Source organism: [Clostridium] symbiosum ATCC 14940 (genome assembly GCF_000466485.1).
GTDB classification, from domain to species: Bacteria; Bacillota; Clostridia; order Lachnospirales; family Lachnospiraceae; genus Otoolea; species Otoolea symbiosa.
This window is the reverse complement of sequence record NZ_KE992795.1, coordinates 37,055-47,673: the sequence shown is the minus strand read 5'-3', so window position 1 is coordinate 47,673 and position 10,619 is coordinate 37,055. Positions and strand designations below refer to the sequence as shown.

Sequence of the window (10,619 nt, the reverse complement as noted above, 5' to 3'; positions counted from 1 at the left end):
GGCCGGCTATCACCGGCCGGCCCTCGACATTACTTACTGAACCGTGCTGTCCTCTTCTTCTATTGCTTTCATTTCTTCTATTGCTTCTATTTCCGGTTATTTTCATATAACTGAAACAATACAAATCCTACCGTACAGAAAACGCCGCCCAATGCCATTGAAATTCTCAGATCCGATTCCGCCGCTTTGCCCATAATAAGATTTATTAATACAGCCGTGGTATTCATGATAACCGCATTGAAACTAAGAGCGGTCGCGCGGTTACCGGTATTGATTACACGGTTTTGCAGTTCCATCTGGAGCGGTTGAAAAACACTATGGCTGATGTGCAGTATCAAAACGGCTGCAATTGACGGTCCCATCCGGCATGTTAAAGCCAGAATAAAGCACGCGATGCTGCAAATCAGAAATAATGCCGTTCCCGTTTTTTGCACGCCGAACCGCTCTGTTACCCAGGCCGAAGCACCTCCGAGCAGGCCGGATAACGTCATCACCATATATACCGCTGCAATCATACCGGCATTCATACCGGAGCGGACAAATTGCAGCTGGTTCAAAAATACGGTGATCGTCTGATGTGTCTCACTTAACAATGCAGATGCTAAAAGCAGAAAAAATATATTTTTATTAAAGAACAGCCTTTTCCATAAATACGGCCCCTCCGTAAGCACAGTATGTGTTCTGCTCTCCTGCCCCTTCACATCCTGAAGTCCAAAGACCAGTACTGCCCCCAGTCCATAGCTGAACACGCTCATTAGACCGGCAAGGCGGTAGTTTTCGCCTATCACGGCTGAATAAACCGCAGATGCTGCCAGAAGTCCTGCCATGCCCCAGTTATTATATATGCTAAAAACCTTCTGCGCCCCACCGTCTTCACAGGATAAATAAAGTACGGCGGCATCCACGCCCGACATACCTGCACAGACTATGCCAAGCAGCAGCCGTTCTGCCAGGAACCAGCCAAAGCTGTCGGCCCTCCAGAAAATAATTTTAGATATAAAAAACAGGACGCTGCAGATAATCAATGTGCGCCGGTACCCGATTCTGTCTGCAGCAATTCCCCAGGGAAGCTCAAGCAGCACGGTCAGCACAAGAGAAATACTTTCAATCAAAGCTGTCTGAAAGACGGATACACCTGCCGCCTGACGGTACAGTACTGCAACCGGGCCATAGAACACCATGCCATGCAGACAGGCAAGGGCATACATGATCACCAGATTCTTTTTTATTCGCATAATAAACTGTCCCCTGTAATTTTAAACACAACAGCAATAACCTGCACGCTACGCGCACAGGTCATCACTCTTATCTCCATCATCGAAATACGTCTGCTGCTGATGAAATGTTAAAATTGCAGTTAAATCGGACGGTTCATTAGAAACTCCTCTTCTCTGTAGACATTTTCTGAGATCATGATATCATATTGCCTGCCTGTATACAACAAAAACTTCAGGCTCCTCGACGGTAAAAAGCGCTCTGCGGAATTTTTATTTATTCTTACAGTCCGTCCGCATGGTAAATTGTTTCCGGTATCGTGATCTCTACGATTCCCATAAATCCGGGAGCAACTTCATACTCATCAAAGACCAGAACCATCCGTCCCGCATCGTCTATATAGAAATTCTGATCCTCTTTGATTTTGTCAAAATCAGCTCCCATCTCATCATTCAGGAAATATACTTTATCTTCATCTTCCTGCATGTTTTTTTGCATCACTTCTTTTGCCGCATTACTCAAAAGAGTTACATAATCCGTGCCTTCCGGGAACATATCCTTTAATTGTAATATCTTATCGCTCTTCTTATCTATATTGTAAATTTTGACGGTCTGATATCCGCTTGCCATAATTTCATCCGTCTCAATCTTCAGTGTAAAGAACCGGTTATTGTCGGCCAGCACTTTATATTCCGTGTACACTCCCAGATGCGCTTCCTCTCCGTCCCTCTTCACGTCTTCCTCGAACTGGGCGATAACCTGGTTTGTATACTCTTCTACCGATTTGTTTACCTGATCGGCCGCATTTGAAATACCGGAATCTTTCGCAGCCTCAATCTGGGGAACCTCCACTTTTGCTTCCGAATTCTCATTCTGCTTTTCATATGTCCGGAATGTGACTACTTTTGTAATGGCCCCGATTACCGGGATTTTCCCCATAGCGTAAGCTGTCTGGGCATTTGTATTAGCCAGTACCGTGATGACGAGCAGAGCTGCCGCTGCGGTCTGTGTTGTCCTGAGCAGATAATGGACTGCCGTTTTTTTATCCTTTTGTTTTCTTCTTATTCGATTCATTCTCGGATCCTCCTCCATCTTTTTGTCTGATGCATCCGGCTCCGCTTTTGCGTCGTTACGCGCTTCCTGCATTGCCTGTATCACTCTTCCTTTCAATTCATCCGGTATCTTTATCTCCTGATATTCCTTTTCCAGTTTGCTCAATCTCTGATTAAATTCCTTATCCTCCGTCAGGAGTTCCAGTTCTTTTCTCTCAGTATCAGTTATTTCTTCCCGGCCTTTGTCCGCTTTTTTCATGAAACCGCCTCTCCTTTCATCAATTCTGTTTTCAATTTTTTCAAGCTTCTGTACAGAATGCTCTTAACCGTATTCAGGTTAAGTCCCATATACTCCGCTATTTCTTCCAGTTTCCACTCCTCACAATATCGGAGCAGAATAATCGTCTTTTCCGTTTGCTCCAGCTGTGCCAGAGAATTTATCGTATCAAAATCACAATATCTGTCTTCTTTTGAATCTTCATTTTCCGAGTACAGGGGAAGTATCTTCTTTCTCTTTTCCAGTTCATCAAGGGCAGTATTGATTACGATCCGAAACAGCCATGTTTTCATATAAGATTCCTCTTTCAGCTGGCCGGAACTCTTGATGGCCTTGACCACACTTTCCTGTACCACATCTAATGCATCCGATTCATTTTTCATATATACAAATGCCATCCTGTACATGGATTCATAGGAAGCCAGAATTACTTCTTCCAGTTTATCCCGCATTGTCTCTTTTCCCACTTTTCTACTCTCCTTTCTTAACCTTTAGACGGTCTGAATTTCAGAAAAGTTTCAACTGCTATTATTTTTTTATATGATGTTTTTTGAGGTAGCGGCGTTACTGTTCGCACAGTTGTTTCCGCCAGGTGTTTTCGTGCACATTTTGCACGAAAATCCCGAATTTCACGGCGCGCCGTTTTTTGGCGGATTGTGAACAGTAACGCTCCGGCAGACAGGCCGCACCTTTTGTCCATATTTTCATATTCTACAATAAGACCTTTAAATATACCAGGTGGCTTTTATGTATATTGATGATAACTTTAAAGATTATGCAAAACAAGTCTGCTCCTGCTCTCCTTATCAGGGGCAGTGTCACAGACCATGCACTCACGCCTGCTGCCCTTCTGTGACAGTGGGCGCTACACTGACCGGAGTACCGGGAAGCAGCGCCAGGGTCACTAACTCAGGAACTTGCTGCAGGCCGGTTCTTAATTTTGAAATTCCGCGCGGAAATACCGGGCCTGCCGGTGCTACTGGGCCTGCCGGGCCTACTGGCTCTACTGGTGCTACCGGACCTGCCGGGCCAACCGGACCTACTGGCGCTGCTGGCCTTATAGGCGCTACCGGACCCGCCGGGCCTACTGGACCTACTGGCGCTACTGGTTCTACTGGTGCTACCGGACCTGCCGGGCCTACCGGACCTACTGCGCCACTTTTATTAGGAAAGTGTACCACCTATTAAAATGCGGTTTTTCTAAACCGCTTCACTCGGATTGTTGACCTCAATAAATTCTTGTATTCTGCGGAGCTCGTCAGCGAACCGAAATACAATGCTGATGTTCCCACCCTCGTATACCTTGATATGGTCAACCAATTCAATCAGAACATCTCTTGTCAGCTTCTCAATGTTGCCGTATTGCCTGAACGCCTTCAAAAATGGGTTTTCGGTATCAATACCATTTTCAAGCTCTGCCTGTTCGGCCCGGAGCTTATCAATGACTTCATTTAGTGCCTCGGCCTGTTCCTCGTAGTCCTCTTTCATGTGGCGGTAGTCGGAATGGGAAATCTCTCCGTCTTTCCAATCCTGATAGATTGCTTGTTTATACCGGGCGATTTTGGCAAGTTCCCGATCCTTCTGCTCGATAGCGTCAGACAGTTTCTTTGACTGGCTCTTGACGAGTGGAGCCCGGTTTATCCGTTCTATGGTCTTTGTATAGTCAACCGCCAAATAAACCTGTTGCTGTATAGCATAAAGAACGGCCACCTCTAAGCGGTTATGTTTGATTGTGTGTTTCGTGCAGGCACTTTTAGATTGGTCTTTGTAGGTACGGCAATAATAGTAAACCGTCCCGCCTACCTTGCTTCGGGTCATAGCTTTACCACAATCAGCACACCGAAGAAAACCGCTGAACAGATAAATCTGCTTTTTCTGTGGGGCCGTCCGGGTGTCCCGGAGCAATAGCCGTTGTACCTTGTCGAAGGTGTCACGGTCAATAATGGCTTCATGAGTATTCTCCACTATATACCATTCGTCCTCGGGTACGACCTCTTGAACGTGTATCTTATAGCTTTTCACACGATAACGGCCCTGTACCATATCCCCGCAATACATACGATTTTTCAAAATTCCTGTAATCGTCACAGCGCCCCACAAGGGCCGCTTTGCCGGGTCAATGCTTGGATTTTGATATTTGAGCCCTAACCGCTCCCGCTTATAAGCAGCGGGGGAAAGTACGCCGTGTTCATTGAGATAATGAACAATCGCGTTTTTACTCATTCCGTCCAGAAACTTTGTGAAAATCTCCCGGACTACTTCGGCGGCTTCTTCATCAACTACTAAGGCGTTTTTATCATTGGGGTCTTTTATGTAGCCGTAAGCGGCGAAAGAACCAATATGTTCCCCGTTGCGCCGCTTCATATCAAATACTTCCCGGATTTTATCTGAAGTCTCGGCACAATGGTTTTCATTCAAAACACCCTGAATGGGAACCGCGATACTCCGCATATTCTGTGGCTCTTTGTAGCTGTCTAATGGCTGATGATAGAGGGAGATAAAACGGACGTTAAATCTCGGGAACCAATCATCTAAATAATAGCCCTGATCGCTGTAATTTCGGAAAGAACGAGCAAGGTCTTTTACAATCACACAGTTAATACGGCCCTTTTTAATGTCACCCAACATTCTTTGGAAATCGTCCCGCTCGTCATCGGTTGTACCGGAAATTCCATCGTCTACATACTCGTCAACAATAATATATTCGTCTCCGTCATTAAAGCTGGCAATATGTTCTTCAATGATAGCCCGCTGATTTGAAACACTTTCGCTCTCGTCATTGTTTCGGGCATCTTCTTTAGATAGCCGGATATAGATTGCGATTCTCCATACCCTGAATTTTTGTTTTATCTTATCTGTGATAGTACGGCTTCTGCGTGCCATGTGAACCTCCTTCCCCTATCACGTTACACCTATATTATACCCCATATAGGTGCGGTGAACAATGTTGTCGAGCCCTTGTAAATCTCGTCCAGAGGCCGACACAAGCGGCCTGCACACTGGTTACAGGCCGCTCTTTTTACGTTGTAGGAAGTCGGTGAAGCAATCTTCAAGAGGCGGGGCGTTATCCAGAAATTCCAGTTTTACGCCCATATCGCCCACCCGAAAGCAGTACGGATTTTTTACTTTGCGGAGCATCTGCGCCGCCCGCTGTTCTTTCGGAACCGTGTTATCGAAGGCCAGCCCGGATACGTCAACTAAGTCCTCTTTGTTGACTGTCGTTATATCAACGCCAGCGAGCTCCGTTAAATGAATTTGTTGTTGCATGGATATTCGCCCCCTTTCTTCCATGTGTATGTCATTCCCTGATTGTCCTATGAGGAAATGGCAAAAGGCGGCCCGTTCTCACGCGCCGCCCTTTGCCATCTGCTCATAAGACCTCGGGCCAAGTTGGCCCGAGGCCAGAGCAGAGAAGAAAGGTTTAGTAGGGGCTCTGGCAATAGTACTCGTCCGCTTCTTCAATGGATTTCATATCGAAAACCCAGTGAAGCTCACGAACCACCCGTTTAATATCTTCGGGCTTGAAGTCACAGTTTTCCATCGCCCAAATAACGTAACCGCGGCAGGCATTATTGCGCCACCGCTCGGTCAACTTCATATCCAAAGTTAAATCTTTTTCCATTTCAATTCTCCCTATTAAAAAATAGGTGGAGCGCAGGGCCGGGAAGTTTTGGGCTGTTATCAGACAGAATATCCGGCCCGGCGCTCCTGATCGTTTGCTTCAACAGATAACCCGGACGGGCGGCGGCTTGTCCACCCCATAGGAATTTCACCTCTCCCCATTCTTATGGCAAGGCGTTCTCAATGCCTGCGACGGCTCACGGCCTTTGGCCGCTTCAACGCTCGGACTATGACTAAACGCAAGTATCAAGGCTTGTCTGCTTTATCCGGCGGAACCAGCCTCGGCCCGCCTGCGGCATGGGCCTTGTCGCTCTCCCTATTCTCTGGCAATAGAGGTCATGGCGGGCCTGTCACTCAGCATACGTACCCTTCGTATCCGGGTATCTTTTTATGAAATTGTCAAGCTACATGAGGGAGCTTCAAGCCTCGGGCCAACTTGGCCCGAGGTAGTTATCCCTCTCAATAGCCATGAGATTTTCCGGGCAATTGTTCCGCCTGTCAAAGCGTATTTTTTAGAAACTTTTCCATGTTCCGAAGCCCACGCTCTATGCTTTCGGAGACACGGCTTTTTGCTACACCTTCGGCCCGCGCAATCTCGGTTTTACTCAAGCCAAGTATGTAATGAGCGTAGACCCTACGGCCCTGCGTATCAGGGAGAGCGTTCAGGGCGGCGCGGAGCTCCTGCGCCGTAACCTTGCGCTCGTAAAGCTCACAGGGAGAGAGGGCAACAAAAAGAGCTTCGTGCTCGATACCGTCTCCGGCGTCCAGCGAAAAATACGCTTTGTTCCAGTACACACGGCGAATATAATTCCGCTCCATGCGCTCGGCTTCGGCCAGAGCTGCCGCCACTTCATCAGAGACTTCTACAAACAAATCGTTATGATAAAACGGGTACAGATCCCGCAAATTGATTTTTTTCATGGTGATACCTCCATATCGGTTTTGGTGGACGAGTGAACCGAAATGGAGAGGGAGGGGAGCGGCAGCGAGGCAGTTCCCCTCTGCTTAGAACCTCGGGCCAAGTTGGCCCGAAGCTATCGTTGAGGAAAAGAAAAGCGCCCGACTGCAAAACGCAATCGGGCGTAAGTGAAATATAAACAGTATTATAATGATGCGTGTAATCATCTATGTGGCCGGAATATTCCGTGGCGAAGGTCGGGCTTTTTTTGATGAAAAGATTATCATTTTATGTCGATAAAATAAGGACACGGCGACACCTCCTTGATACCGCCATGTCCTTAAAAAGGGCGAATTTAATACACCCTCCGTACTCCAATTTTTGAAAAGAAACGGCGGTTCTAATTTTCTTCAAAACCGCCGCTTAAAAGTGGTCGTCTTTGCCGACAAGCAACGGTTTTTATCTGTTGCAATTTGTCAGCAATCGCTTAGTAGAAGCAGTTATCTGAAAAGTAAAAAGCCGACAACCATGAGTAATAAGCTCATAGGTTATCGGCTCTGCGTCTGTGCGTCTGGCTCTTTGATAACTGACATATTGAATTGTTGAATAGTGATTAGCGTTTCTTTCTTACACTTCGGACAAAATAGCGGAAAATTTTTTATTTCCGTATCTTGCCGTATTTTTAATCTTGTCTTATTACCACATATAGGACACAATATCCACTGTTCTTGCTGCATATAGTCACCTGCCAAATAGGTCTATAAGCTATGGATTGTTGCGATAAAACTATTTAGATTATCCTTGTTTAGCCAATCCATATTCTGTGGGTGAGTAAAAGGCGGTTTTCCTCCGAATGATTTTATACAGATTGCTTGTTGTACGAGTTCTAAAGGCAAGTTCTTCTCAACAGCATTATCAAATGTATTTGAGTATGCGTTGCAAAAGAAAATTGCAATCTTTTTTTGAGCAATCTGTTCTATGTTCTTCCGAATAAAATGTGATATGGGTTTGTAGATTTTTCCCATACGCACCCCTGTTCCAAGAATGATCACATCAAAGGAAGATATGTCCGGGGTTTTCTTCGCAAGGTCATAGGCAGGGCAATTAAACTTTTCAGCCAATATATCAGCACATTCTTTCGTTGCCCCCGATTTAGTTGCAAATAGTATCAATGCTTTCATATTTACTTTCCTTTCTTCTGGTAATGAAATGTAACAAGTAACAATATAAAAGTGATACAGCCAAAAACGAGAGAAGCAATACCACAATTCATGTGAAAAGAAATATCCCCCGGCTGACCGGATTTAAGCCACAATCCGCAAATCATAGTTGAAAACAGCAGTAAAAGCGTAATTATTGAGCTTACCAAAGTAATTATTTTCATTTACTAAACCTCCTAATTTTTAATCACATTGTTTACAAGCATATCAATGAATTTATTGCGGTCATTTTCATCATAAAAATCCACCCCACTGTACATGAGAAATGAAGCCGGGGAAATTCCAGCAAGTTGGATAGGCTGCAAAATCTGTAATGCAATTACTCTTAGCTCTATTTCCTCCTTTTCATTTCTGAATACCTCTTTAAGAAAGGGCATAAAGTAAAGAGGAGTTTTCATATCACCGTCTGAAATGATTTTTGCAAGCATGAATTGAACCAGTTTCTTGTTAGCAACTGCTACACTACAAACTTCTTTTAGCATGGTTTTCAGATTTTCAACAGGGTCTAAATGGGAATTTTTTTGAGGTTTCAAAAACTCATTTACCCTATTTGCCATAACTTCACCTATGGCAAAACTTAGAAGATTGTCTTTTGAATTAAAATGATAATTGATTGTACCAATCCCCACATTTGCCCGTTCTGCAATTTGTCGTACTGTAATTTTCTCAATATCGGAAACCTCATACAATATTTCGATTGCAGAACTAATGATACGTTCCCTTGCGTCCTGTTCTTTTTTTGTCATGATTGTTTAACCACCACCTATATAATATTTTCTTAACTGAATTTGTTCTGAACAAGTTCAGTATAAAACAAAGTTACGTTATTGTCAAGCAGTTCAAAAGTCCACAGTAAAAATAATACGCTCTATTACTGTCAACACTATGCTATGTGTAATCATATCCAAAGCGAAAAGGTGAACGGTAAAATGTAATAGGGTGAAAAATATGAAGCAGGACAAAGTGAAGTATGATTTTAAGGCATTCGGACAAGCCATAAAAGAAGCAAGAAAGGCAAAGGGCATATCGCGCAACCAGTTAGCGGACAGGCTGAACATTGCGCCGCGTTATATCGCGTCCATTGAAAACAGCGGACAGCACCCAAGCCTACAAATTTTTTATGAGCTTGTAACCTTTTTTGATATTTCAGTAGATCAAATCTTCTTTCCGGCAAAAGCACCGGATAAGACCACACAGCGCCGGCAGCTTGACGAGCTTCTAAATGGCGTCGATGAAACCGATTTAGTCATAGTGACCGACACGGTAAAGGGAATACAGAAAGCCAAAGAAGCCAGAGAAGCGGGGGAATAAAGCCCCCGTTTTTTCATGTACTTAACAGGCTTGCGCTAAACGGCAAGCGATGCAAGTGTCTATACACTTGCGAATTTTCCACGTTCCGGCTCCGCCGAAACCTGAAAAATCCCGCTTGTTGGGGCCAGCCCCAAACCCTGCGGAACCTCGGGCCAACTTGACCCGAAGCTCCGGCGCTCCGCTTGATTGGTTGCGTCTCATTCGCTATCGCTCCTGTTCCTTATTTTTCTCCTGCCCGGTCAGGCCGAGCAGATAATCAATGTTTGCTTTTGCCGTTGTGACTTCCCGCATATCTTTCCGGGCCTCCCGGTACTCGGCATAGAGCTCCTTTTTCTCCGCCGTCAGCCTCCGGCCTTCCTCCTTTTGCTTCTCTATCTTCGGGAGCTTTGCCCCGTCCAGAATGGAGCTCATTGTGTCCCCAGCCGCCCGGTAAATCTCAATATCCGCCTCATGCTCCGCAAGGAATTTTTTACTGTACCGTGAAGCCTTATACGCCTCGAATACGGGGCGGGTCTTTGCATAGTTTACCGTTGCTCCTTTGAGCTCCGTATTGATGGCAAGCGCGACCTCCACCGACTTGATTTTTCCGGCCAGAACGTGAAAACGCTCCGTGGCCTCCCCGGCCTTTTTCTCCAACTGCTCATACTCCGTCAGGCCGTTGTCCTGCAAGTAGGCCAGCGCCGCCGCCATCTGCTTTAGGTTGAATACCTTTGCCCACCGCTCATAGGCCGGGCCTTTTCCTTGAAGCCGGTTCTGAATGTCGATAATCAGGTTGAGCCTGCGGCCCGGCTTCACAGGCTCCGCCGCCCGGCTGGAGGGCAAGGGGGCGCGGCCTTCGATAACGGCCCGTATATCCTCCGGGCCATAACCTTCCCCGAGTGTGGAGGCTCGGCAACGAGTAAACCGTTCCTGCCCAGGACAGCGAAACGAGAGAGCACCACCGCGCCCGTGTTTGACCTCGTAGCCCGCCGCCTTCATCAGTGAGAGAAACGCGGCAAAATCGGCTGGCTTCTGCAAGAGGGCCG

General features: G+C 46.0%; 12 protein-coding genes and 1 pseudogene. 1 reads left to right on the top strand and 12 read right to left on the bottom strand.

Annotated features, from left to right (window positions below):
- Positions 1 to 86 precede the first annotated feature (86 nt).
- From CLOSYM_RS00900 to CLOSYM_RS00850, 11 genes are all read right to left on the bottom strand, one after another.
- Complete coding sequence (locus CLOSYM_RS00900) at positions 87 to 1,235, bottom strand: MFS transporter (RefSeq protein WP_021640592.1); 1,149 nt, start codon at positions 1,233 to 1,235, stop codon at positions 87 to 89.
- Positions 1,236 to 1,497: 262 nt separating this feature from the next.
- On the bottom strand, positions 1,498 to 2,526 hold the full coding sequence (locus CLOSYM_RS00895; RefSeq protein WP_003498945.1) for an RsiV family protein: 1,029 nt from the start codon (positions 2,524 to 2,526) through the stop codon (positions 1,498 to 1,500).
- Positions 2,523 to 3,011: a sigma-70 family RNA polymerase sigma factor gene (locus tag CLOSYM_RS00890; protein ID WP_003498947.1), complete on the bottom strand. Its 489-nt coding sequence runs from the start codon at positions 3,009 to 3,011 to the stop codon at positions 2,523 to 2,525. Before CLOSYM_RS00890 ends, CLOSYM_RS00895 begins: the two co-directional genes overlap by 4 nt.
- 733 nt (positions 3,012 to 3,744) lie before the next feature.
- Positions 3,745 to 5,427 carry a recombinase family protein gene (locus CLOSYM_RS00885; RefSeq protein ID WP_021640588.1) on the bottom strand — a complete coding sequence of 561 codons (1,683 nt, stop codon included), beginning with the start codon at positions 5,425 to 5,427 and terminating at the stop codon, positions 3,745 to 3,747.
- 120 nt (positions 5,428 to 5,547) lie between these two features.
- A complete protein-coding gene (locus tag CLOSYM_RS00880; RefSeq protein WP_044902021.1) occupies positions 5,548 to 5,811 on the bottom strand; it encodes a DUF6870 family protein in 264 nt (87 codons plus the stop codon).
- A 154-nt stretch (positions 5,812 to 5,965) separates the two neighbouring features.
- Positions 5,966 to 6,166, bottom strand: coding sequence for a hypothetical protein (locus CLOSYM_RS00875; RefSeq protein ID WP_021640586.1), 201 nt, complete (start codon positions 6,164 to 6,166; stop codon positions 5,966 to 5,968).
- A gap of 497 nt (positions 6,167 to 6,663) precedes the next feature.
- On the bottom strand, positions 6,664 to 7,086 hold the full coding sequence (locus CLOSYM_RS00870; RefSeq protein ID WP_021640585.1) for a sigma factor-like helix-turn-helix DNA-binding protein: 423 nt from the start codon (positions 7,084 to 7,086) through the stop codon (positions 6,664 to 6,666).
- 525 nt (positions 7,087 to 7,611) lie between these two features.
- Entirely contained in the window at positions 7,612 to 7,800 is a 189-nt protein-coding gene (locus CLOSYM_RS00865) for a cysteine-rich KTR domain-containing protein (RefSeq protein ID WP_021640584.1), read from the bottom strand.
- A 21-nt stretch (positions 7,801 to 7,821) separates the two neighbouring features.
- Positions 7,822 to 8,244, bottom strand: a complete 423-nt coding sequence (locus tag CLOSYM_RS00860) for a flavodoxin domain-containing protein (RefSeq protein WP_021640583.1) — start codon at positions 8,242 to 8,244, stop codon at positions 7,822 to 7,824.
- A gap of 2 nt (positions 8,245 to 8,246) precedes the next feature.
- Positions 8,247 to 8,447: a hypothetical protein gene (locus tag CLOSYM_RS00855; protein WP_021640582.1), complete on the bottom strand. Its 201-nt coding sequence runs from the start codon at positions 8,445 to 8,447 to the stop codon at positions 8,247 to 8,249.
- A gap of 12 nt (positions 8,448 to 8,459) precedes the next feature.
- Positions 8,460 to 9,029, bottom strand: a complete 570-nt coding sequence (locus CLOSYM_RS00850) for a TetR/AcrR family transcriptional regulator (RefSeq protein ID WP_021640581.1) — start codon at positions 9,027 to 9,029, stop codon at positions 8,460 to 8,462.
- 202 nt (positions 9,030 to 9,231) lie between these two features.
- On the opposite strand from CLOSYM_RS00850, the gene CLOSYM_RS00845 reads away from it, so the two are divergent.
- A complete protein-coding gene (locus CLOSYM_RS00845; RefSeq protein WP_021640580.1) occupies positions 9,232 to 9,594 on the top strand; it encodes a helix-turn-helix transcriptional regulator in 363 nt (120 codons plus the stop codon).
- 204 nt (positions 9,595 to 9,798) lie between these two features.
- Here CLOSYM_RS00845 and CLOSYM_RS22125 read toward each other — a convergent pair.
- A pseudogene (locus CLOSYM_RS22125) lies at positions 9,799 to 10,619 on the bottom strand (relaxase/mobilization nuclease domain-containing protein); the annotation flags it as partial.

Coding starts and splice junctions, on each gene's coding strand:
- CLOSYM_RS00900 (WP_021640592.1), bottom strand. CDS start 1,235: ATGCGAATAAAAAAGAATCTGGTGATCATGTATGCCCTTGCCTGTCTG.
- CLOSYM_RS00895 (WP_003498945.1), bottom strand. CDS start 2,526: ATGAAAAAAGCGGACAAAGGCCGGGAAGAAATAACTGATACTGAGAGA.
- CLOSYM_RS00885 (WP_021640588.1), bottom strand. CDS start 5,427: ATGGCACGCAGAAGCCGTACTATCACAGATAAGATAAAACAAAAATTC.
- CLOSYM_RS00880 (WP_044902021.1), bottom strand. CDS start 5,811: ATGCAACAACAAATTCATTTAACGGAGCTCGCTGGCGTTGATATAACG.
- CLOSYM_RS00875 (WP_021640586.1), bottom strand. CDS start 6,166: ATGGAAAAAGATTTAACTTTGGATATGAAGTTGACCGAGCGGTGGCGC.
- CLOSYM_RS00870 (WP_021640585.1), bottom strand. CDS start 7,086: ATGAAAAAAATCAATTTGCGGGATCTGTACCCGTTTTATCATAACGAT.
- CLOSYM_RS00865 (WP_021640584.1), bottom strand. CDS start 7,800: ATGCAGCAAGAACAGTGGATATTGTGTCCTATATGTGGTAATAAGACA.
- CLOSYM_RS00860 (WP_021640583.1), bottom strand. CDS start 8,244: ATGAAAGCATTGATACTATTTGCAACTAAATCGGGGGCAACGAAAGAA.
- CLOSYM_RS00855 (WP_021640582.1), bottom strand. CDS start 8,447: ATGAAAATAATTACTTTGGTAAGCTCAATAATTACGCTTTTACTGCTG.
- CLOSYM_RS00850 (WP_021640581.1), bottom strand. CDS start 9,029: ATGACAAAAAAAGAACAGGACGCAAGGGAACGTATCATTAGTTCTGCA.
- CLOSYM_RS00845 (WP_021640580.1), top strand. CDS start 9,232: ATGAAGCAGGACAAAGTGAAGTATGATTTTAAGGCATTCGGACAAGCC.